The following is a 23,416-nucleotide window of genomic DNA, read 5'->3' as shown; positions in this document are numbered from 1 at the left end:
CCCCTTTTTAAGGTTACTTAATGTTCAATTTTTCTAAATACTTTTGATTCTTTTCACGATCAAATTCATTTTCTGATTGTGCGATAATAACAGCTGCTAATGAATTACCAACAACATTGACGGTTGTACGACCCATATCTATGATTCTATCAACTCCAGCGATAAAAGCCAACCCCGAAGCAGGAACACCAATAGTTGAGATTGTCGCTAATAGGACGACAAATGATGCACCAGGTACTCCAGCCATCCCTTTAGACGTAATCATTAACACAATCAATAATGTAACTTGTTGTCCAATTGATAAATTAATATGGTATGCCTGTGCCAAAAACAGAGCAGCTATTGACTGATAAATTGCTGATCCATCTAGATTAAATGTATATCCTGTTGGAACAACAAAAGAAACAATTCCCTTTTTAACACCAAAATTTTCCATTTTTTCCATAATTTTAGGCAGTGCTGCTTCAGAACTAGCCGTTGAAAAAGCAAGAATCATTTCATCCTTGATTACCTTTAACAAGACGATTAAATTAATTTTAAATAATTTAGCAACAAGACCCATTACTACAATAACAAAAAATATCATCGTTATATAGGTCACAATAATAAAGAACCCTAATGGTTTTAAAGCAGAAACGCCTAATTGTGCTATTGTGACACCAATTAATGCAAAAACACCGATAGGTGCCAATTTCATTACCCAGTTTGTCACTTTGAACATAACTTCAGATACAGCTGAGAAGAAATCAATAATCGGTTTTCCCTTCTCACCTAGCGTTGCTGTCCCGAGTCCAAATAAAACGGAAAAGAAGATAATAGGCAGCATATCACCTTTAACAAGTGCCTCAAAAATATTAGTTGGCACAATATGCATTAAAATCGTACTCAACCCAGTAGAGGTTGAGTTTTCAGTTGTAACATATTGACTAATATCGACTTTATTTAAAGCTGTAATATCTATAAATTGTCCGGGTTTAGTTAAGTTACCAACAATTAATCCTAATGCAATCGCAATTGTTGTCATAATTTCAAAGTAAATTAATGTTTTTCCACCGATTCTACCTAATTTGTGGATATCTCCCATATTGGCGATTCCGACCACTAGACATGAAACAACAATCGGTAAGACAATCATTTTGATCATATTAATAAAGATGGTTCCCAGCGGTTGAAGTGAGTTAATAATGAGTTTATTTTGATACCCAATAGCACCAATAATAATTCCTAAAATTAATCCAATTAAAATTTGCCACCCAAGACTAATTCGGTACGCTTTATAATATTTCAATTTAACCATCCTCACTATATTTTAATTTACTATGGTTAATCTTATCATATATACGAACAATTATGTTATTTTTTTATTAAAAAAGAGCAAAAAACTGTAAAATGAGTTTTTCGCTCTTTTAACATTCATATTTTTAAAATATTATCTGATGACACTAACGGAACATTGTGCATTTTGAGCCATATAACTAGCTTGAGAGCCAATAAATAATTTCTTTGAATTACTTGGCGTATTCGTTTTTGAACCGCAAATTAGAATATCCGGTTTAAAATCTGGAATAACCTTCTCAACAATTTCAGAACCTGGTCTACCAGCAGAAACAATTGCTTGTACATTTTTAACGCCAAAATCATGCGCCTTATCTACATAGCGTTCGATACTTTCTTCAAGTAATTTTTTATTTTCTTTGATAACAACTGGTGACATAGAATCAAAAATATTCATATCACCTGTCTCTAATATTGAAACAATCCCTAAAGGAATTTGTTGTAACTTAGCTAACGCTACCGCATAATTAAAAGCTAAAATTGATGATTCAGAATCATCCTCATCTATGGCAACTAAAACGCGTTTAAAAGTTACCGGTGTTATGTCAAAGTCCAACTTTTCTAATCTATTATTCATATCGTCACTCCTCACTTGTTTTGTTGCCATTATTGATGATTTTACTTACGCCAGTTACTTGGGCTCCAAAGCTGCCCTTCCATTGAGCCATGCAAGCTCTCAATTTCAACTGACTGATCTTTTAATAGCGCAATTGTAGCTTCAATCAATAATTGGTTTTCTTCTGTTTCAATTTTTTTAAGCTCAGCAATTGTCCAGTCAACATTTCCATCCATTTTAATCACTCCTTTTACTCATACAAACGTACCATAATTAGATTAATAAATTGAATTTAATGCTTACTATTTTCCAAGGCGATGATGAGTTTTGCTAACTGTTCATCACTTGCAGCAAAACTTATTCTAAAGTAGCCCTCACCAAATTCTGTGAATGCACTACCTGGAACAACAGCTACCTTTTCTTTCAGAGCAAGTTGCTGACAAAATTCAACTGACGTTAATTTTAGTTTTTTAGGTATTTCAACGAATAAATAAAAGGCGCCATCTGGTTTAATTAAATTATAACCTAATTTTTCTAAGGCTGTTACCAATCTATCACGACGAATATGATAAGCATCTCTCATTGGTACACTATCTTGCTTCCCATTTTTAACAGCTTCAAGTGCAGCTACTTGTGATAAAGTTGCCGCGGTCGTTACGTGATATTGGTGGACCTTTTTCATAGCATTAATTAATCGTTCTTCAGCTAATACAAACCCAATCCGCCAACCGGTCATTGCATGTGATTTAGACAATCCCATTATTAAAATTGTCCCTTCAGGATACAAATTAGCCATGGAAATATGCGGTTGTTCATAGGTTAACTCGCAGTAAATTTCATCGCTCATCACCCAAATGTCATGTTTTTTCAAAACATCTTTAATAGAAGATAACTCAATTTTACCATAAGAAACACCGGTAGGGTTAGTTGGATAATTAAATATAAATCCAACGATAGCTTTATTCTTATTTTCCTGCAATGTCTTTTCAATAAGCTCTGCCGTTACCCTAAAGTTCGTCGTACGTGTATCCATAAAAATAGGTTTAACGCCTTGTAACTGCATTAATGGCAAGTAAGCTGGATAACAAGGAACTGGTACTAAAATGTAATCTCCTGGTGTTGTTACCGTCTTTAATGCTGTAGCAATTGCCTCAGTTGCCCCAACGGTCACTAAAACATTCTTTGCGTCATAAGCCAATTCAAACTTTTCATTATAATAATCAGCAGTTGCCTGTCGTAATTCTGGATTACCAGCTGAGGCTTCATAATGTGTTTGTCCGTTATCAAGCGCTGTTTTTGTAGCGTCCATAATATGTTGAGGTGTGATGAAATTAGGTTCACCTAACGTTAACTTATCGATACCGTCTATTTTGGAGACCCATTCATCAAATCGACGAATACCTGATAATTGTATCTGATCAGCTACTGTATTTATTTTGATCATTAAGACACCTTCTCCGAATTAGAATGAATCTTAATTATACATCAAAAAAATAACGATTTATAAAAATTCTTATAAATCGTTATTTCAACTTATCTAAACATTGTTTTCGTTGCTTTTGCCAAAACTTTTGGCATTTTTTCATAATGATGTAATGGTGTTAATTGCGTATCTGAAATTCCTAAGAACTTATACACAGCAATTTGTGCACAACGGAACGAATACTGTTCTGTAAAGACCATATCAAATGGCATTTCTGCAAATTGACTAATAAAGGCCAAATTCTTTGAATGTTCAGGTACAACGTCAGGACGATCACCAATTGCGCGACGGTTAAATAAGGCACTCGCATATGGCATATAAACAGGTATAACATTAACAACACTATCCATAATTTCATCTGTACGTTGGCTAATATTATTCGTAGCTGTATCTGTTTGAGCCAAATGGCCTAATAATTCTTCTAACATTTCGCGACCAGTCATCTCGATAAATGGTTTTTGAACAAAATCACCCTTGCGACGAGGATATAAACAGTAACCCCAGAATACAGTCTCATTTTCTTTTTGAGCATGGAAATGAGGTTGATGATGAACCACGATTGATAATAAATTATTACTATCAACCCAGGTATTCAATGCATTACCAGGTTCTTGTTGTGTAATCCGTGCAATTTCATTTACTGCTAAATGATTATCAGTTGTGACTGTAAAACTCATCCATTCACTTTGTTGACGATCATTAAAGAATTTATCTGGTTTACCTAAGTTATAGAAATGTTCAGTAGCTTGTTTCCATAATTTAGCACTAGGTGCATAGTCCATATTTTCCACAATCGGTGTATCAATATCGCCCATTGATGAACTATCTGTAATTGAACCATTCGTATCAAATACTAAATCGCCATCATTAATAATGATTTCGCCGACTTTATTATCATTATCGACTTCTTCATATTCAAGACCAGTGACAACAATATCGTCACGTAAAGCTGTATCTTTAAATTTAAATTCAGTTATCTTACGGTTATCCACAAAGGTTACACCACGGTCTGTAAGATATTTACGCATTGGTAAAATAATACTTTCATATTGGTTATATGGTGTTCTTGTAACACCTTCCAATGTGTTAATACGACTGAATTCAAGAATCATTCGGTTCATATAACGACGTAATTCCATTGCTGAACTTTCCTTTTTGAAGGCAAAAGTTGTTTGCCACATATACCAGAAATTAGTTGTAAACATGTGTGGACTATTTTCAAACCATTTTTCAATACTGATATCATTAATCTCTGATTCCTTTGATTCAGGCATCGTCATTAATTTTGTTAGTAAAACGCGATCTCGTGTATTAAATTGCATATGACGATAATCATTCTTACCGCCTTTATTTCTAATACCATCCATTTTATCAATTAAGCGTGCAATATCATGCGTTGGATGTGCATGATCAAAATCTAAAATTTCATCTGTAACTGTCTTTCCAGGATTATCCAATGATGGCACTTCTCGAAGAACATCCCATAAGTTTTCATATGTTTCTTCATTCAACATACGACCACCTTTAGCTAGGAATCCTTTTTGATTACTCAAACCTTGGTTACCATATTCAGTCACATAATCTTTAACTGCAGCGCCATCATTAGCACCATGTTTTTCTAAACCAAACATCGTAATTTGGTCACCATGCCAGCCACCATCACGAATTAAATAGATACCTGCTGCTAAGTTACCAACACCTGTACCAATCATATATGCTTTTTGAGTCATAATCTATTCCTCCTTCGATTTTTCGCCTTCACGAATCATTTTAATTAAATGTTCCAAACGGTTTAATGTTTTTTCAGGTGTTAAAAAGTAAAAACGTTTTAATCCTGTTTGTTTATAATCAATAAGTCCCACATTTTTTAAAACTTTCAAATGATGTGAAACTGCCGGTTGTGATAACGCCATGCGGTCAACCAGCTCAGAAACCGTTAACTCTTGCCGTGACTTAGAACCTAGCAAAATAATTAATCGTTGTCTTTTTTCATCTGCCAAAGCGTTCAAAATATCTAGATTGGAAATAAATTCCTGTAGCGCTTCGGATTGCCCTGGTTCTAATTCTTCAGCTTCCATTGTCAATCATCCCCCTATATCTATCTTCATGAATATAATAACACCACGTTAGAATTTTAGCAACCGCTTTCAGTAAACGTTTTAATTTACTGCCTAATCTTTTTTATTCATCTTAATTTGAATTCATTTAAATAAAAAAAGTGGCTCTCTACATTAGTAGAAATCCACTTCACCTATCTTACATTTTATCCATTGTTTCATTTAATAATTCATCAACTTTATTATTACCTTCATTATCTGCATGACCCTTTGTCCATTCAAAATCAACATTAGTGAAAGCTGGTATTAATTCAGCAACTTGTTGCCAAAGTTCGACATTAAGTACTGTTTGACCATCCGCTTTTTTCCAATTTCGACGTTGCCAACCTACTAACCAATTTTTTTGAATTGCATTCAAGACATACTTCGAATCTAATATAAATACGACGTGTTCTTCTCGTAATCCTAAATCAATTAATTTTTTCATAGCTTGAAGAAATGCCATAATTTCCATATGATTATTAGTTTTACCTTTTTCACCATCTGTACCAGAAAAGGTCTCACCCGGTGTTTTAATATAAAAAGCCCATGCCGCAGTATCTTCTGCTAGGACGTGACCGCCTAATTTATTACCATGATTTCTCGAACCACCATCAGTCCAGACTTGAATTGAATCTGAAGTTAAAGTTACGGATTGATGAACTGCTGTCGCACTTTTTTTACTACCTGTCGCTGTTGGTCTAGGTGCCCCATCATCCATCCAATTTTGGGCTTCATCTCGCGTTTCAAATCCTTTGTATCGTGCCCCATCGTATCCATTAACCAACTTTGCCACATCAGGCCATTTTGTGAAAATACCCGTTTTACGTCCTTTATATACTGCATAAAAATTCTTAGCCAATTTAAATCACTCCATTAGTCAGTTTATTGATTCTTTTATTGTAAGCTAAAAGGCACTAAAAATATATTTAAATAAAAAATACTCATTCTAAAGTATGCAAAAAAACCACCGTTCTAATCAACGGTGGCCATCATTTATTTAACTAAATTATGCTTTTTTTGCTGCAACTGCTGCGTCGTTAGCTTTGCTTTCTTTTAAGAAAGTAGCAAGTTCTTGTTGTTTACGACGACGGTTCTTTTTGTTTGGAGTATTAACTGGACGACGATCGTTACCGACACCTGTATGGTTGTTTGATGACATTTCGCAATCCCCCTTTCTTACAATCTCTTAATTTTAAACTGTATTCAGAAATAATTCAAGTTAATCATTAATTTCTTATAATGGACTCAAAAAATTAAGTTCATAAATAAAAAAAGATAACCGGCAGTAAGTCGATCATCCTCTATGAATACTGCTCAGGTAGGGATCGAACCTACGACATCTTGATTAACAGTCAAGCGTTCTACCGCTGAACTACTGAGCAATCTTTATAATTCATTTCTGTCTATACTATTTTATACCATAGGTTAACCTATTTTGTAAAGATATTTTTGGTAATATTTACTCAATATGATTGTCTTTTAATATCGCATTCAAATCATTTTGAGCTTCTTCTGTTTTATGCCACTCTTGATATTCAGTAAATGCTTCTAGTGGCATTTCAAAATTTTGATTAATATATTTTTCATAATTAATAACGTGTGATGATCTGGGAATATTTAACTGTAGAATACGGACTTCTTTCAATAAATCTCTTTGAACTGCAAGTTCTGCTCTCCCATTTTGTACCATGTTCGATAATTCAAAATATTTAGAACCATCTTTTCTAGTAATTTCTTCAATTAATGATAAAACTTCATGACTTTTCATATTGAACCCAACTTTCTACATCTATTCTCTTAATTAAGTATAAACACATTTGACAATAAGTACAACAAGCACAAAAAAAGCCACTACATCGCAATAGTGGCTAGCATAAGAGAGAAAGAGAATTGATAAAGGTAATTCATATACCTTACAAACTTAAGATAACATCAAATGTAAGCGTTGTCAATAGTTTGTATTAAAAAAGTGCTGTCGAATGATCTACGCCAACACTTTCCTATTATTTCGTATTATCTGGATGAACAATACTTGTTGGGTTCTCAATAATATGACTTATTGAATGCCCTGATATATTTACTAAACTAAAGAATACCACAGCGACTAAAATCACAGCTGTTAGCACCTTACTTGGTTTAGACATTTTTTCATTTAAAACAGAGCCATAGAAATCCTTTTTTACCTTTTCGGTAATAACTTGCTTTGAAACGCCTAAATTTGCTTCATCAGCACTTTCTTTGTCTACTTGGTTAATAAGATAGTCATCGATACTAAACGCTTTTTGAGCCTCTTTTTGTTTCTTTTGGTACGCTGTTTTTTCTTTTTTTGATAATTTTTTAAACCAATCAATATAAGCTTTATATTTAGTGACAACTTCTTTAGTAGGACCAACTTGTTTTAAATCACCATATTGGATCCATGCGACACGATCGCATAGCATTTCAATTTGTTTTAATGAATGACTAACAAAAATAATTGTTTTTCCTTGTTCTTTAAATTCGTTAATTTTATCAACACATTTTTGATAAAAAGTATCATCGCCAACTGACAATGCCTCATCAATAATCAAAATATCAGGATCAATATGCACGGCAATAGCAAAGCCTAAACGAGATTTCATCCCACTAGAATAGCTTTTAACGGGTTGATAAACAAAATCACCTAAATCAGCAAAATTAATAATTTCATCTAAAATATCATCAATTTGTTGGTTAGTTAGACCCTGCATTAAACCTTTTAATCGAATATTTTCTAATCCGGTTAGTTGGCCTCTCAATCCAGCGCCGATAGCAATAATAGAAGTTTCTCCGCGAACATCTACAATACCGGTTGTTTGTGGAATAATCCCCGAAATAATATTGGATAACGTTGATTTACCTGAGCCGTTAACGCCAATTAAACCAAGTGTTTCTCCACTCATAACATCCATCGAGATTCCTTTAAGAGACCAAAAATGAGGTACCGTCGTACTTTTAAAAGAAAAGAATGATTTGATATGTTCAGATTTTGTTTTAAATAAGTCATATTCTTTTGTGACATTTTTTACTCTAATTTTATAATCGACCATTTTTTCAACTTCCTAAAAACGTATTTTCTTACAATTGTCATCATGTTACTAGACTTACTATCAGCCGTCAAGCAAGCACAAAACACAAATAGAACCAATCCATTTATTTTAACGCTTTAAATGAATTAGTTCTACATATGGATGATAATTTTATTTATTTTTTAATAAACTTGCAGCTGCTTCATCAACAATGACAACTACATCATCATGATTTTGTAAGAAACTTGCAGGTAGGTCTTCTGTTATAGGGCCTTCAATCATTCCCTTAATAGCTTCTGCCTTACTTTCACCAAAAGCTTCAAGTAAAATCTTGTGCGACTTCATGATTGATCCAATACCCATTGAATAAGCATATTCAGGAACATCATTTTCGTTATCAAAGAAACGTGCATTTGATTTGATCGTTGACTCCGTTAAATGAACTTTATGTGTCAAGCTATCTTCAGCTGTTCCAGGTTCATTGAATCCAATATGACCATTTTTACCAATACCCAAAATTTGTAAATCAATTGGATTATCTTCAATAATTTTGTCATAACGTTTTGTTTCTTTTTCTGAATCACTTTCAAGACCATTAGGTAAGTAAGATGTCTTAAATGGTTTTTTACTAAATAAATTTTCATTCATAAAGTAACGGTAACTTTGTGAATCTTTTTCACCTAAACCAACATATTCATCTAAGTTAACTGATGTTGAATCCGTAAAATCTAAGTCACTGGCTGTAATTGCGGCATAGGTTGTTAATGGTGTGCTTCCTGTAGCAAGTCCAAAGACTTTAGCATTTGCTTCTTTAGCAGCTTTAAAAATTTCGTAGCCTTTTTGGCCACCCTCGTTTTGGTCTTTAACAATAATTAATTTCATTTGATTGTCCTCTTTTCAATTATTTATTCCTCTAATTGGTATAGTCCAATAATACAATATCATTTTAAAAAAAGCAATAGGTCTATACCAAATAATAAACAAAAAAATGATACTACCCTTAAACAGGTAATATCATTTCTTCAATCTATCTTATTCGACAGTAACACTCTTAGCTAAATTACGAGGTTTATCAACATCATAGCCACGGTTTAGGCTTGTATAGTAAGCCAATAATTGTGCAGGCACAATACTTACTAACGGTGTTAATAAGTCAGAAACATCTGGTAATACAATTTGATCACCCTCGTTTGCTAATGTCTCTGTTGAGATGATAATTGTATTTGCTCCACGAGCCAAGACTTCTTGAACATTGCCTCGTGTATGACTTGCAGTCGGTTTATCAGTAATAATAGCTACAACTGGTGTGCCTTCTTCAATCAAGGCAATAGTTCCATGTTTTAATTCACCAGATGCAAAACCTTCCGTTTGAACATAAGAGACTTCTTTTAATTTAAGTGCAGCTTCAATTGAAACATCGTAATCAATACCACGACCAATATAGAAAGCGTTACGCGTTTCACTTAAGAATTCTTTCGCTAAGTCATTAATTGAGTCTTTATCATCAACCATAGCTTGCATAGCATTTGCAACCATTGTTAATTCATGATAAACATCAAAATTAAGAGCTTTTGTTTGTTTTGTAACTGTTCCTAACGCTTTTGCTAAAAGTGCTTCAACGGCAATTTGAGCTGTATATGCCTTAGTTGAGGCAACTGCTATTTCAGGACCAGCATGTAATAATAACGTATATGTTGCCTCACGAGAAAGTGTAGAATTTGCTGAATTTGTAATTGTTAAACTTGGGTACATCATTTCGTTAACTTTTACAAGAACCTGACGGCTATCAGCTGTTTCACCACTTTGTGATAAGAAAATAAAGAATGGTTTTTCTGAAAGTAATGGCATATGATAACCAAATTCTGAAGCAACATGTACTTCTGTTGGTACATTAGCTAAACCTTCAAATAATTCTTTTCCAACTAATCCGGCATGGTAACTTGTCCCTGCAGCAACAATATAGATGCGATCAGCAGCTTTCATTGCGTTTAAAATACTATCATCAATTTTAACAGTTTCTTCATTTTCAACATACTCACTCAATAAACGTCGCATAACAGCTGGTTGTTCATCGATTTCTTTTAGCATGTAGAATGGATATGCGCCTTTTTCTGAATCGCTATCATCCATTTCAACATGATATGAATCACGTGATACGGCTTCACCAGCTTTATTTTCAATTTCAATAGAGTCAGGTTTAACAATAACCATTTCACCATCCATGAGTTCAATGAAGTCATGTGTTTCTTTCAACATTGCCATGGCATCACTGCAGACAACATTAAAGCCATCCCCAACACCAATTAATAAAGGACTCTTATTCTTAGCCACAAACAATGTTTCTGGTTCTTCACGATCCATCATCAAGAAAGCATATGAAGAACCTTCAAGTAATGATAAAACTTTTTTGAATGCTTGTTTAGCAGTTAAATTTTCTTTATTTGCAAAATATCCAATTAATTGAACAACAACCTCAGTATCTGTTTCACTAACAAAATTTACGTCTTTTAAATATTGTTCTTTTAACTCAGAAAAATTAGTGATAACGCCATTATGTACAAGGTAAAAGCGGCCATCTTCAGAAACATGAGGATGGGCATTAAATTTACTTGGTACGCCATGTGTTGCCCAACGCGTATGTCCAATTCCAGCAGTTCCATGAACCTTATCATCAATGGCCGACTTCAAATTCGAAATACGTCCAGCCTCTTTAACAAGGTAATCTTCACCCGTTTTGTTATCAACAAAAATACCGGCTGAATCATAACCACGGTATTCTAATTTTTCCAAACCATTAATTAAAATTTCAACAGTATTCGTTTTTCCTGTTACGCCAACAATTCCACACATAGTTTATGTCATCCTTTTTTTAAATGTATTTTTTATTATTATTTTAAAATTGGTATAGATGTTTAAAAAACAAGTAACCCTTATCAATATCTATTAATATACCTTTCTGATATTTTTTTGTCAAGAATTAATATATTGGTCTATATTTTAAATCAACTTTAAAATAAAAAAAGAGTCATTTGAATTTTCATTCAAATGACTCTTTCGCTTAATTTCTAAACGCCCATTTCAGTTTGAACTGTTTGCACAATTCGATCAACATAAGCTTTAACTTCTTTTTCTGTTGGTGCTTCGGCCATAACACGTAATAAATTTTCAGTTCCACTAGGTCTCACAAGAACTCGGCCATCGCCGGCCATTTCTGCTTCAACTTCTGCAATACTATCTTTAATTTTTTGATTATCTAATGCAGCTTGCTTATCTGTCACTCTAACATTCACAAGTTCTTGTGGATAAGTCTGAACAGCTGCAGCTAATTCAGATAACTTCTTGCCTGTTTTCTTCATAACATTTAGCAATTGAATAGCAGTTAGCATCCCATCACCAGTTGTATTGTAATCTAAGAATACAATATGTCCAGATTGTTCGCCACCAATGTTGTAACCGTCAGCACGCATTTTTTCAACAACATAACGATCACCAACTTGTGTTTTAACTGATGTTAAATCAGCTGCTTCAAGTGCTTTGTATAGTCCAATATTACTCATAACAGTTGTCACAACTGTTTCTTTTTTCAAGCGACCACGTTCATTCATGTATAATCCACAAATGTACATAATTTTATCGCCATCAATAATATTACCTAATTCATCAACAGCAATACATCTATCACCATCGCCATCAAAAGCAATCCCGGCTTCAAGCTTATTTTCAACTACAAATTTAGCTAATCCTTCTGGATGTGTTGAACCAACGCCATCATTAATATTTAATCCATCAGGCGAAGTTGCCATTGTTTCAAATTCAGCATTTAAATCAGCAAACAAACGTGAAACAAGTCCACTTGTTGCGCCATTAGCTGAATCAATTCCAACATGAATTCCTTCTAAATCATCAGGAATTGTTTGTTCCAAAAATTGTGTATATTTCAGTACACCTTCTGGATAATCTGCTAATACTCCAAGGCCTTCACCTTCTGGTCTTGGCAAATCATCAGAATCTTTTTCTAATAAAACTTCAATTTCTTCTTCTTGTTCATCAGATAGTTTATAACCATCCGCACCAAAAAATTTAATGCCGTTATCTTGAACGGGATTATGTGAAGCTGAAATCATAATTCCAGCAACTGCATTTTGGGCACGTACAAGGTACGCTACACCAGGTGTTGAAATAACGCCTAATGAGAGTACTTCAATCCCAACTGATAATAACCCTGAAATCAAAGCTTGTTCAAGCATTTGACCAGAGATTCGTGTATCACGCGCAACAAGCACTTGTGGTCTATCGTTATTTTCAAGTTGTGCATGCTCTGATAGAACATACCCACCTAAACGTCCCAATCTAAATGCTAACTCAGGACTTAGTTCTTTATTTGCAATTCCTCTAACACCATCTGTACCAAAATATTTCATTATTTTCTCCTCACTAATTAATTAATTTAATGCGTTCGTTGATTCACTTGAACTACTTGAACTATCAGAACTTGTCGATGAAGACGAAGTAGCACTTTCACTACTTTCTGAACTGGTTTCAGAGCTCGTCGATGTCTGATCAGTTGTTGTTTCACTACTTTCAGTTTTTGATGCTGCGGTTCCACCAGAAGCACTAATTTTTACTTTAACAGATTCTGGATTTGATGAAATTAAATTATTCTTATCCAAATCGATACTAATTGTTTTCGTAACGGAATCACTAATCTTATTAATTGGTACCACAACATCAAGTTTACTTAATTTGCTTAAGGTTGATTCTGTACCCGTTACCGTTACTTGTTTTGTATCACTTGAAAACTTATACGTCTTCCCAGATACGCCAGTTCCACTTGAAACAAAATTCAAAGGTAATTTTTTAGTGGTTTTAGTACTCTCAACCGGTATTGTAACACCGACTGTTGATGGGGTCATGACGACATTTAAAGTTTTACCATTTACATCTAAGGCCTCAAGTAAGACTTCTTGTGAAATTGTTGACTTGATCTGATTGCTGCTGACATTTACTTGTGCAACCACTTCTGAAATAGCATTCACATCGCCTTCCGCACCGGATGCAGAAATCGTATTATTATCTAAAACAGGCGTCCCACTCTTATACCCTTGCGCTAAACGACGTTCATTAAATTTCACCTGAATAGGGAATGTCGTTGTCTTACGTTTTTGTATATTAACAGAAATTGTAGCGGGACTAATTTTATAACTAATTTCTTTGTTTAATCCTTCTGCTTGTAACTTAACAACATGTTTTCCAGGATTTAAACCCTTTAAATCAGCAAACACTCTAAAGTTTTGTGTATTCACAGTTGTTGTAATTAAAGCGCCAGGACCGTCCAATGTTAATTTTACATTTTTAGGATATCCAGTAATAAAGTATTTATCACTATCGGCCGTAATTTGTAGGCCAGCCTCAATCGTTTTTGATTCATTTGCAACTAGACTCGTTGTTTTTGAATCGGAAAAATTATTTGTATTTGCTAACTGATCATAATTAACATAAACAAATAATAAAATTGCTAAAATTAAAGAGGTTCCAATAAAAAATGAGCGACTATTAAAAAATTTATTTAGATTCATTTTTTATCCCCCTTACGCCCGAAATGTTCAAAAAATTCCCAGAAAGGGTTGTTCTTTTTAGGTTCATCATCTTTAATTAATTCAGTATTCAATAATTTAAGGTAATCTTCTTGTGATAAATCACGAATAAGTTCGTTATTTCGCGTAATTGTCACTGAACCTGTTTCTTCTGACACAACAATCGTAATTGCGTCGGTTACTTCACTGATACCTACTGCAGCACGATGCCGAGTTCCTAATTCTTTTGGAATTAAGTTACTTTCAGATAATGGTAAGTAAGCCGCCGCAACAGCTATTTTATTATCTTTAATAATTACCGCGCCATCATGCAATGGTGTATTGGGAATGAAAATATTGATTAATAATGCACCCGTAATTTCAGCATCTAATGCAATTCCGGTTTCAATATAATCTTCCAATCCAGTGTTCATTTGGATAGTAATTAATGCCCCAATTCGACGTTTTGACATATATTGAATAGCTGAGTCTAGTCCAGCAATCATATGTTCTTCGTCTTTGTTTTTCTGTTTACCTCTTGAAAAAAATGATCCACGACCAAGATGTTCCAATCCACGTCTTATTTCCGGTTGGAAAATAACAACCATGGCGATAACACCCCAATTGATAACTTGATCCATAATCCAAGATACAGTTTGTAGCCCAACGACCACACTAATTAGCTTAATCACAACAATAATTATGATTCCTCTAAAAAGTTGAACCGCTTTTGTTCCTCGTAAAAGTACCATGAGTTCATAAACAACAAACCAGACAACGATAATATCTAGTATATTGACCATATGCCCCCACGTTACAAGACCACCCCAGTTAATGGACATCACTCGGCCTCCTCTATTTTATTAACCGTTTTATTATACCACGTTGTTAGATTTGTTTCCTCATCCCGCCATATTTTCTATTATCTACCGGATTATTAATTTGATTTCATCTCATTTTTTGCTACACTGAAGTTACTATAGAAAAGGATGACCATTATGATAAATACAAATGTAAAGCACGGTATCAGATTATTTTTTATATGTTACTTAATTATTATTTACTTATTCGTTTACAACCAACAATCACCTTTTAATTTTTTACTCTTAAATACATTTTTAGGTTATCTGCCAATTGAATTAGCTTTTCACATCAAAGATAAATTATCAAATACTTATTTTTGGCTGTTAACAGCAGCTTGGCTATTCTTTTATCCGAACGCGCCTTACCTATTAACTGATATTTTTCATTTAAGCTTACTGCATCCCTATGACATAATGACAGGATTAATTAAATTAGATATTCATATGTGGCTAAACTATACTTATTTGTTGGTAAGTACCTTATCATGTACGTTACTTGCACTCGTTGGATTTTCTCAAATTGCCGACCAAATTAAAGAACGACTACACTTAACACCTTATTATTTTCGTTATGTCGTTATATTTGGCCTAACTATTTTGTCATCTGTCGGTGTCTATATTGGTCGTTTTTTAAGATTACACACTGTTTACCTACTAACATCACCAAAATTAACATTAAAATTGATTGCCGATATGTGGACAATTAAAATGTTAGCTTTTGTCGTTTTACTAACAATAGTCCAACTAGTTATTATCATTTGCTTAGAAGTCTATAGAAAAACAATAAAATAGGTGTAACTCGCATATAAATTGCGAGTTACACCTATTTTTTAGTCCTCTTCAGAAAGCATAATAACATTTTCAGAATAATTAATATATTCACGTAAACTTGACGCTAATGACCATGTAATATAGCCTCGTTCCATCAATTCCTGCATCGCAGAACGTTCAGCCGCAATAGCCTTTAATCTAAGTTGGTAACTTTGTTCCTCAGATTCGGCTTGATTAATATTTTTGGTCCGTTTTAATGTTTCGATACGATTACGATAATAAACAATCAAATGATACATAGCTTGCTGCTTAAATTGTTGATTGCCATCATCAGATTTTTTAACATACGTTGATAGTGCTTTAATAGCTGCTTTTGCTAAAGCTTTTTCTATATTTCGTCGTTCATAAACCATTTTTAATTCTTTTTCAGAATAGAGTGTCCGTCTCACAACCTTACCTAATTGAACAAAGGCATGATTAATATTTCTAACCGTTACAAATGAGATTTTCCGATTATTAATTTGACCTAATTTCGCTTTTTGTTTCATAATTTTCTTACTAATAATTGAATAGTTTTTATTACTAATAGCCTGCTTTAATCTCATTTTATCTAACGCTTCGAGTTCTCCATCTAAAGCAATTCGCCTAATGTCTGCTTCTTCCTCAACAATTTGGCGTAATCGTTCATCATCCTGATCAGAAAACTCAAGTCGACGAATCATAAATTGATATTCTAAAATTAATTCATAGGCAACTTTTTGATTAGATTCTCGTCGTTCAGATTCCAAGCGACTAATAGCAACTCGCATAATATAAATACGAGCTTGCTTTTCATTGAACTGCGTATCTCCGCTATCACTAGTTATGATAGCATCCTCATCTTCAACTAAAGTAGCATCAGGAACCTCATTACTGGTTTTCATTATTCCTTTTTCTTTAGTTAAAAGAGGTAATATCAAAATTGCGGCTACTAAACTTAAAATAATCACGCCACCAGCAATAAATAACATTAATGAACGCTCTGGAAAAGCAGCACCTGTTTTTATTATCGTTGGGACTGTTAACACACCAGCCATTGTAATTGCACCACGAACACCTGAAAATCCTGATATTAACGCAATACGCCAACTTGGCTTTGCCTTATTTTTTGATTTATTTTTCTTAGAAATTAATAACATATTAATATACGTCCAAACAACACGAATCACGACTAAAAAGAGCCAGACGACAAAAACATCAATAATAGCCGAAAGAGTACTACTATTGTTATCTTCTAATGTCTTTGACATCGCAATTGGTAATTCAATTCCAAGAATAATAAACACAAATCCATTCAGGAGATAAACCACAATTTCCCAGGTTTTTTCAGTTACTAACTTAATTTCAGGTAAGTACGTCGCGAAAGTATTCTTACGCATACTAGAGATAACGCCAGCGACAACTACCGAAATAACACCTGATGCATGCAAAAATTCTTCCGTAAAAAGAAAAATGATGAAAGGTGTTAAAATTTGTAATATCGTATTAAAAACAACATCATTAATCCCTTGCCTCATTAAAAAATCTCGTATTGTTGAAATCAGCAACATTAACACTGCTCCCGAGATAAAACCAACAATCGCAATATACGTAAAATCACCAAGCGCCTGTCCAAATGAAAAATAGCCAGTAACCGCAGCAGCAATCGCGTATTTAAAGGCAATTAATCCACTTGCGTCATTAATTAAACTTTCACCACTAACCAAATTTAAAATATTACTTGGTAATTTTGCTTTTTCAGCAATCGATTGCACAGCAACTGGATCCGTTGGTGACAAAATAGCTGCCAGTGCGAATCCAACTGCTAATGGCATTTTTGGAATCAAAAGATGAATGAAAAATCCAACTACCACAGTTGTTAAGAAAACCAATAATATGGCATTCGCAAAAATGGAACCTCTTAATTTCCACAATTCACGTTTTGGAAATTTTCGACCATCATTAAATAATAGTGGCGCAATAAAGAGTAATAAGAACCAATCTGTTTCTAACTCAATTGAGACTTTAAAAATTAAGGCAACGACAAAGCCTAATGCTATCTGGATCAATCCAACGGGTATTGAAACCAGATAATGACTGATAACATTTGATAGTAAAACAAGTGCAGCTAAAACAATAACCGATTCAAGTAGCGGCATTTACCATCTTCCTTTCTACTTTAGTCTTCTCCGATAATTCTAACTTCCGTTTCTAATCTAACCTTAAATTTTTCCCACACAACGTTTTGAACATGCTTAATAACATCCATATAATCTGTTGCAGTAGCGCCGTCTACATTAACAATAAACCCGGCATGTTTCTTTGATACTTGTGCGCCACCAATTTGGTAGCCTTGTAACCCAGCTTCGTGAACTAGTACACCAGTATAGTGTCCATCAGGTCGCTTAAAAACACTTCCACATGATGGGTACTCTAAAGGTTGTTTAGATGCACGTAAAAAGTTAAACTCATCCATTTTTTCACGGATATCATATTTATTACCTTCTTTTAATACAAAGGTTGCTTCTAATATGATGTCATTATCATCTTGAATTTGACTATGACGATAGTCAAAGTTCATTTCTTCGTTAACTAGTGTTTTCACATAACCAGTACGTGTAATAACACTAACTTCACTCAATACCTGGCTGATATCACCATCATATGCACCAGCATTCATAAATACGGCACCACCAACACTCCCAGGAATCCCAGCAGCAAATTCAAAATTAGTCAAGCCAGCTTGGTAAGCTTCTTCTGTTGTCTCAATAAGTGAGGCACCAGCTTGCGCTATAATTTTCGTCCCAGATACAGCAATTTTATCCATATCCGTTAAAATGATTACAAGTCCACGAATACCGCCATCTTTCACAACTAGATTACTCGAATTTCCTAAAACAGTTAAAGGAATACCATTTTCATTGGCTGTATTCACCAAAATTTTAACATCTGACACTGCATCAGGAAAAGCTAAAAGATCAGCCATCCCTCCCGTTTCAGTATTTGTATATTTAGCAAGTGGTTCATTTTTTAAAATTTTAATAGATGGAAATAGTTCTACAAAAGTGTCAATTATCATTATTTATTCGATTCCTTTCAACATTTAGCAATTCCTTCTAGTTTAACACGTTCAATGTTTATTTTTCTATTTTAACGCACAAACAAGCGACTTTTAATTGTATAACCTAACTGTTATACTTTATTAACATTATTAGACCGAGTATTTTAATAACCTTATCAGTCATATCGAATTAAAAAGGAGTTAATTATGAATTTTGTTACAATGGATTTTGAAACTGCTAATAATCAGCGTCATAGCGCCTGTTCAATTGCTTTAACAGTTGTTCGAAATAATCAAATCGTTGATGAATTTTATTCACTTATTAAACCGGAAACACCTTTTAATTGGCGTAATGTTCAAATTCATGGTATTCACGAAGAAGACGTTGAATTTGCACCAAAGTTTCCAGAACTATGGTCACATATTTCGCCACTTTTCCAGAACAATAGTTTAATCGTGGCACATAATGCCCCCTTTGATAACAGTATTTTGCATAATACATTGGGTTATTATGGATTAGAGACACCCCAATTTTTATTGTTAGATACGGTTAGAACAAGTCGTAAATTATTCCCAGAATTTCCAAATCATAAATTAAATACGGTTTGTGATGAATTGGGAATCACGTTAACAAATCATCACAATGCCTTAGATGATTCCGTTGCTTGTGCCAATATCTTACTCTATCAAGAACACGAATTTGGACAAGAAATTTTAAAACCATTTGTGAAGCCAGCATAATCAAATTTAAGCACATTAATAGGGCTACTGTTTAAACTGTTATATGATGACCGTAATCAAACCAAATTGGGGGAAATTACAATGTCAATTTATGATTATCAGGTTACACTAGAAAATGGTGAAACTTATTCATTAGAAAAGTACAAGGATCACCCTTTATTAATTGTTAATACAGCCACTAAATGTGGTTTTGCGCCACAATTTAAACAATTAGAAGAATTATATGAGGATTATCAAGACCAAGGATTAGTGGTACTTGGGTTTCCATCGAATCAATTCCATCAAGAAGTCGATAATGATGCGCAAGCAGCAGCTACCTGTCGTATGACATATGGCGTTAGTTTTCCAATGCATACCATTCAAAATGTAAATGGAGAAGATGCGTTACCACTATTTAAATACCTGACTGATGAAACGCAAGGCGTGTTGGGTAGCTCAATTAAATGGAACTTCACTAAATTTTTAGTTAATCGTGATGGACAAGTTGTTAAACGTTATGCACCTAAGACTAATCCTTTAAAGATGAAACCAGAAATCGAAAAATTGGTTAAATAAAAACAAGTTAGCTGATACCCCCATTTAGAGGCTATCAGCTAACTTGTTTTTTTAGTTGAAATGGGCCAACATATTATCATATTGTAATCCATTACTTTCTAATTCGATAGTACGTAAATTATCATCATGATCATCTTTCAATAATGTAATTTTTAACCAATCATTTGGTAATTCATCCTGAATAAATTCAGACCATTCAACAACACTCACACCATCAGAATTAAAATATTCATCTAACCCTAAATCTGCGCCGCCCATCCCTTCAAGTCGGTAAACATCCATATGAAATAACGGCAAACGGCCCTCACGATATTCTCTCACAATTGGAAATGTTGGACTTTTAACGTTCCGCTTGATCCCTAACCCAACGGCTAAGCCTTTAGCAAAAGTTGTCTTTCCTGCGCCTAAATCACCATCCAATAACAAAATCATATTAGGTTCAACAAGCTGTCCAATTTTTTCGGCAATTTCTTGTGTTTCTTCTACAGAACTGACTTCAATATTCATTAATTATTTCACCATTTCATTCTAAACTTTGCGCAGCTGTAATAATACCAACCTTGTAAATTTCTTCTACGTTAGCACCACGAGATAAATCTGAAACCGGTTGGTTTAATCCTTGTAGGATAGGTCCGATAGCTTCAAATCCACCTAAACGTTGTGCAATTTTGTAGCCAATATTTCCAGATTGTAATTCAGGGAAAATGAAAACATTTGCTTGTCCTGCAACCTTTGATCCAGGTGCTTTTTGTTCACCAACACTCGGTACAAAAGCAGCATCAAATTGTAATTCGCCGTCAATCGCTTCATTTGGTGCTAGTTTTTGTGCAATTTCAGTTGCTTCTGCTACCTTTGATACCTCTGGTGCTTTAGCTGAACCTTTAGTTGAAAAACTAAGCATTGCTACTTTGGGATCAATATCAAAGAGACGAGCCGTCTGAATGCTTGCAATTGCCATTTCTGCTAATTCTTGAGCAGTTGGATTAATACTGATCGCAGCATCAGAAAATAAATACTTTTCTGTATCATTATTTCTGGTCATAATAAAGGCACCACTTGTCCGACTCACGCCTGGTTTCGTTTTAATAATTTGTAATGCAGGTCGAACGGTATCTCCAGTAGCGTGAACAGCTCCAGAAACCATCCCTTCAGCTAATCCCATGTAAACGAGCATTGTACCGAAATAATTAACATCGCGTAACATTTCTTCAGCTTGTTCAGGTGTATTTTTACCCTTACGTCGTTCAACAAAGGCCGTTTTCATCTCATTAAAATCTGTTTCAGAATATTGTTTAGGATCAAGTAATTCTACACCGATACCATCAAGAGTTAAATCGAGCTTTGTGGCTAACTCTTTCATTTTTGCAACATCCCCCAATAAAATAGGTTCTGCCAAATTATCTTCTGCTAATTTAACGGCTGCTCTTAGAATACGTTCTTCTTCCCCTTCAGGAAAAACTATTTTAATTTTTTTACTTTCAATTTTGCTTTTCAAACTTTCAAATAATGACATATCATTTCCTCCTAATTAAGTGTTACTGGGTAATTGCCAGTTAATCGGTGGCAATCCCTGACTTATTAAATTTTGATTTATTTGTGAAAATGGTTTCGATCCAAAAAAACCGCGGTAAGCAGATAACGGACTTGGATGAGGTGATGTTATCACAATATTGTGATCTGTATCAATTAATTTAATCTTATCTTGGGCTGTCTTCCCCCATAAAACAAAAATAATTGTCTGTGAAGATTCGGATAATCGTTCAATCACACCATCTGTTAATAATTCCCATCCATGATTACGATGAGAATTAGCGGCGCCATCTCTTACAGTTAAGACTGAATTTAACATCAAAACACCTTGCTCCGCCCAACTCTTCAAATAGCCATGATTAGCTGGTGGAATTCCTAAATCTGTTTCCAATTCTTTATACATATTCCGTAAAGAAGGTGGAATTTTTTCTCCTGGTAAAACAGAAAAACTCAACCCATGAGCTTGATGCTTTTCATGATAAGGATCCTGTCCCAATAAACAAACTCTAACGTCAGAAAATGGGGTCAGTTCAAAGCTTTCAAAAATGCGATTTTTTTCCGGATAAATCGTCTCATTTTGATATTCATTATCAATAAACGTTTCTAAATCAGCATATTTAGATTTTGCAAGCTCTTCGGTCAAAATGGGTTGCCAATCATTATCGACATTAATATTCATTGTCTAACACCTCACAGATTAAGTTTACCATATTAGTGAATACAAAAATAAATGATTTGATTAAAATATCGAGCGGTTTCATGTTAAAATGAAACCAGTAAATAAGATTAGAGGAGTGTTGAATTTATGATAAAAATTATTGCATCAGATATGGATGGTACTTTACTAAATGATCAAATGGTGATTTCAGAAAAAAACGCCGATGCGATTAAACAAGCACAAGCATTAGGAGTCCACTTTATCGTTTCTACTGGCCGTGGCTATACTGAAGTTAAACCTTTAATTACAGCAGCCGGGTTCAATAGTCCAATGATTACATTTAACGGCGCAGAAGTTTTAGATGGAAATGGTAAAACACTTAGTACAACACCTATTTCAAAAAAAGTCGTTCAAACTTTAGTTCAAACATTCAAAAAAGAAAATTTTTACTTTGAAATGACAACCTCAAACGGTGTTTATTCTGATAATCGTGCAAACCGTATTCAAAATGTAGCGCGTCTAATCTCTGATACAAATCCAGATACACCATTTAAAATGGCTGTTTCATTAGCTGCAGCTCGTCTTGAATTAATGAATATCAATTACGTTGATGATTACCAAACAGTCATCGATGATTCAAAAATTGATATTTTTAAATTAATTGTTTTCAGTATGGATGGTCAAGAAGAATTACTCCCTTTAAAAGCAAAAATTGAAGAAGAAGACTCACTTGTTGTTACCTCTTCTGCACCTACTAACCTTGAAATTAACAACGTAAATGCCCAAAAAGGGATTGCACTCCAAGCTTTCGCTAAAGAACTTAATATCCCAATGTCAGATGTCATGGCAATTGGAGATAACTTAAATGATGTTTCTATGTTAAAAGTTGCAGGCGTCAGTTACGCCATGGAAAATGGCCACGACGAGGTAAAACGTATTGCCAATCATTCAGCAAAAACAAATTCTGAAGATGGTGTTGGCTTAGCTATTCTTGAACAGTTAGCTGAAAAATAAATCGATTGAGACTAAAAAGTGTAATTAATTAGAAAAAATAAGTCTATAAAAACTGTTGTTGATAGTAGTTTAAAAACTATTACCAATAACAGTTTTTTTACAACGAAAAAAA

Annotated in this window: 24 protein-coding genes and 1 tRNA gene; 4 read left to right on the top strand and 21 right to left on the bottom strand. The window is 34.0% G+C overall.

Going from position 1 to position 23,416, the window contains the following annotated elements; translation table 11 throughout:
- Positions 1-13 precede the first annotated feature (13 nt).
- The 16 genes from AC1RO3_RS05080 to cdaA form a co-directional block, all read right to left on the bottom strand.
- Positions 14-1,288 carry a cation:dicarboxylate symporter family transporter gene (locus tag AC1RO3_RS05080; protein WP_481761420.1) on the bottom strand — a complete coding sequence of 425 codons (1,275 nt, stop codon included), beginning with the start codon at positions 1,286-1,288 and terminating at the stop codon, positions 14-16.
- A gap of 141 nt (positions 1,289-1,429) precedes the next feature.
- Positions 1,430-1,912, bottom strand: coding sequence for a universal stress protein (locus AC1RO3_RS05075; RefSeq protein WP_481761421.1), 483 nt, complete (start codon positions 1,910-1,912; stop codon positions 1,430-1,432).
- A gap of 41 nt (positions 1,913-1,953) precedes the next feature.
- Positions 1,954-2,127, bottom strand: a complete 174-nt coding sequence (locus tag AC1RO3_RS05070; protein ID WP_409022253.1) for a hypothetical protein — start codon at positions 2,125-2,127, stop codon at positions 1,954-1,956.
- Positions 2,128-2,183: 56 nt separating this feature from the next.
- Entirely contained in the window at positions 2,184-3,335 is a 1,152-nt protein-coding gene (locus AC1RO3_RS05065) for an aminotransferase class I/II-fold pyridoxal phosphate-dependent enzyme (protein WP_481761422.1), read from the bottom strand.
- A gap of 89 nt (positions 3,336-3,424) precedes the next feature.
- Entirely contained in the window at positions 3,425-5,104 is a 1,680-nt protein-coding gene (locus AC1RO3_RS05060; protein WP_481761423.1) for an oleate hydratase, read from the bottom strand.
- A gap of 3 nt (positions 5,105-5,107) precedes the next feature.
- Positions 5,108-5,452, bottom strand: a complete 345-nt coding sequence (locus AC1RO3_RS05055; protein WP_409022250.1) for an ArsR/SmtB family transcription factor — start codon at positions 5,450-5,452, stop codon at positions 5,108-5,110.
- Positions 5,453-5,630: 178 nt separating this feature from the next.
- Positions 5,631-6,332, bottom strand: a complete 702-nt coding sequence (locus AC1RO3_RS05050) for a ribonuclease H family protein (protein ID WP_481761424.1) — start codon at positions 6,330-6,332, stop codon at positions 5,631-5,633.
- A 147-nt stretch (positions 6,333-6,479) separates the two neighbouring features.
- Positions 6,480-6,632 carry a hypothetical protein gene (locus tag AC1RO3_RS05045; protein ID WP_409022248.1) on the bottom strand — a complete coding sequence of 51 codons (153 nt, stop codon included), beginning with the start codon at positions 6,630-6,632 and terminating at the stop codon, positions 6,480-6,482.
- A gap of 151 nt (positions 6,633-6,783) precedes the next feature.
- A tRNA-Asn gene (locus AC1RO3_RS05040) sits at positions 6,784-6,855 on the bottom strand.
- 77 nt (positions 6,856-6,932) lie between these two features.
- Complete coding sequence (locus tag AC1RO3_RS05035; RefSeq protein WP_409022247.1) at positions 6,933-7,241, bottom strand: hypothetical protein; 309 nt, start codon at positions 7,239-7,241, stop codon at positions 6,933-6,935.
- A 235-nt stretch (positions 7,242-7,476) separates the two neighbouring features.
- Positions 7,477-8,541 (bottom strand): ABC transporter ATP-binding protein, encoded by a 1,065-nt coding sequence (locus AC1RO3_RS05030; RefSeq protein WP_481761425.1) that lies wholly within the window; start codon positions 8,539-8,541, stop codon positions 7,477-7,479.
- A 150-nt stretch (positions 8,542-8,691) separates the two neighbouring features.
- Positions 8,692-9,402, bottom strand: coding sequence for a glucosamine-6-phosphate deaminase (locus AC1RO3_RS05025; protein ID WP_481761426.1), 711 nt, complete (start codon positions 9,400-9,402; stop codon positions 8,692-8,694).
- A gap of 150 nt (positions 9,403-9,552) precedes the next feature.
- Positions 9,553-11,370 carry a glutamine--fructose-6-phosphate transaminase (isomerizing) gene (glmS, locus tag AC1RO3_RS05020; RefSeq protein ID WP_481761427.1) on the bottom strand — a complete coding sequence of 606 codons (1,818 nt, stop codon included), beginning with the start codon at positions 11,368-11,370 and terminating at the stop codon, positions 9,553-9,555.
- Between the two features lie 215 nt (positions 11,371-11,585).
- The gene (gene glmM, locus AC1RO3_RS05015; RefSeq protein ID WP_409022243.1) at positions 11,586-12,941 is read right to left on the bottom strand and encodes a phosphoglucosamine mutase; all 1,356 of its coding nucleotides are present in this window, start codon (positions 12,939-12,941) and stop codon (positions 11,586-11,588) included.
- Between the two features lie 21 nt (positions 12,942-12,962).
- On the bottom strand, positions 12,963-14,096 hold the full coding sequence (locus AC1RO3_RS05010; RefSeq protein WP_481761428.1) for a CdaR family protein: 1,134 nt from the start codon (positions 14,094-14,096) through the stop codon (positions 12,963-12,965).
- The gene (gene cdaA / locus AC1RO3_RS05005; protein WP_409022241.1) at positions 14,093-14,935 is read right to left on the bottom strand and encodes a diadenylate cyclase CdaA; all 843 of its coding nucleotides are present in this window, start codon (positions 14,933-14,935) and stop codon (positions 14,093-14,095) included. Before cdaA ends, AC1RO3_RS05010 begins: the two co-directional genes overlap by 4 nt.
- A gap of 156 nt (positions 14,936-15,091) precedes the next feature.
- On the opposite strand from cdaA, the gene AC1RO3_RS05000 reads away from it, so the two are divergent.
- Positions 15,092-15,748: a DUF1361 domain-containing protein gene (locus AC1RO3_RS05000; RefSeq protein WP_481761429.1), complete on the top strand. Its 657-nt coding sequence runs from the start codon at positions 15,092-15,094 to the stop codon at positions 15,746-15,748.
- Between the two features lie 38 nt (positions 15,749-15,786).
- On the opposite strand, the gene AC1RO3_RS04995 is transcribed toward AC1RO3_RS05000, so the two are convergent.
- Entirely contained in the window at positions 15,787-17,904 is a 2,118-nt protein-coding gene (locus tag AC1RO3_RS04995; RefSeq protein WP_481761430.1) for a cation:proton antiporter, read from the bottom strand.
- A gap of 20 nt (positions 17,905-17,924) precedes the next feature.
- Positions 17,925-18,824 carry a UDP-N-acetylmuramate dehydrogenase gene (gene murB / locus AC1RO3_RS04990; protein WP_481761431.1) on the bottom strand — a complete coding sequence of 300 codons (900 nt, stop codon included), beginning with the start codon at positions 18,822-18,824 and terminating at the stop codon, positions 17,925-17,927.
- 189 nt (positions 18,825-19,013) lie between these two features.
- On the opposite strand from murB, the gene AC1RO3_RS04985 reads away from it, so the two are divergent.
- Both AC1RO3_RS04985 and AC1RO3_RS04980 read left to right on the top strand, forming a co-directional pair.
- Positions 19,014-19,547 carry a 3'-5' exonuclease gene (locus tag AC1RO3_RS04985; protein WP_409022237.1) on the top strand — a complete coding sequence of 178 codons (534 nt, stop codon included), beginning with the start codon at positions 19,014-19,016 and terminating at the stop codon, positions 19,545-19,547.
- Positions 19,548-19,628: 81 nt separating this feature from the next.
- Complete coding sequence (locus AC1RO3_RS04980; protein ID WP_481761432.1) at positions 19,629-20,102, top strand: glutathione peroxidase; 474 nt, start codon at positions 19,629-19,631, stop codon at positions 20,100-20,102.
- 51 nt (positions 20,103-20,153) lie between these two features.
- Here AC1RO3_RS04980 and tsaE read toward each other — a convergent pair whose 3' ends face one another.
- From tsaE to AC1RO3_RS04965, 3 genes are read right to left on the bottom strand one after another with little or no spacing between them, the layout of a single operon-like run.
- The gene (gene tsaE, locus AC1RO3_RS04975) at positions 20,154-20,609 is read right to left on the bottom strand and encodes a tRNA (adenosine(37)-N6)-threonylcarbamoyltransferase complex ATPase subunit type 1 TsaE (protein ID WP_481761433.1); all 456 of its coding nucleotides are present in this window, start codon (positions 20,607-20,609) and stop codon (positions 20,154-20,156) included.
- Positions 20,610-20,625: 16 nt separating this feature from the next.
- Positions 20,626-21,615 (bottom strand): phosphate acetyltransferase, encoded by a 990-nt coding sequence (pta, locus tag AC1RO3_RS04970; RefSeq protein ID WP_481761434.1) that lies wholly within the window; start codon positions 21,613-21,615, stop codon positions 20,626-20,628.
- A gap of 15 nt (positions 21,616-21,630) precedes the next feature.
- Entirely contained in the window at positions 21,631-22,311 is a 681-nt protein-coding gene (locus tag AC1RO3_RS04965; protein ID WP_481761435.1) for a uracil-DNA glycosylase, read from the bottom strand.
- Positions 22,312-22,437: 126 nt separating this feature from the next.
- Here AC1RO3_RS04965 and AC1RO3_RS04960 point away from each other — a divergent pair, with 126 nt between their 5' ends.
- Positions 22,438-23,304: a Cof-type HAD-IIB family hydrolase gene (locus AC1RO3_RS04960; protein ID WP_481761436.1), complete on the top strand. Its 867-nt coding sequence runs from the start codon at positions 22,438-22,440 to the stop codon at positions 23,302-23,304.
- The last annotated feature ends 112 nt before the right edge of the window (positions 23,305-23,416 follow it).

Source organism: Dellaglioa sp. CoH-57-MRSF-19, from assembly GCF_056781975.1.
Note: the sequence above shows the minus strand (reverse complement) of the source record. Positions and strands in the feature narration are given on the sequence as shown.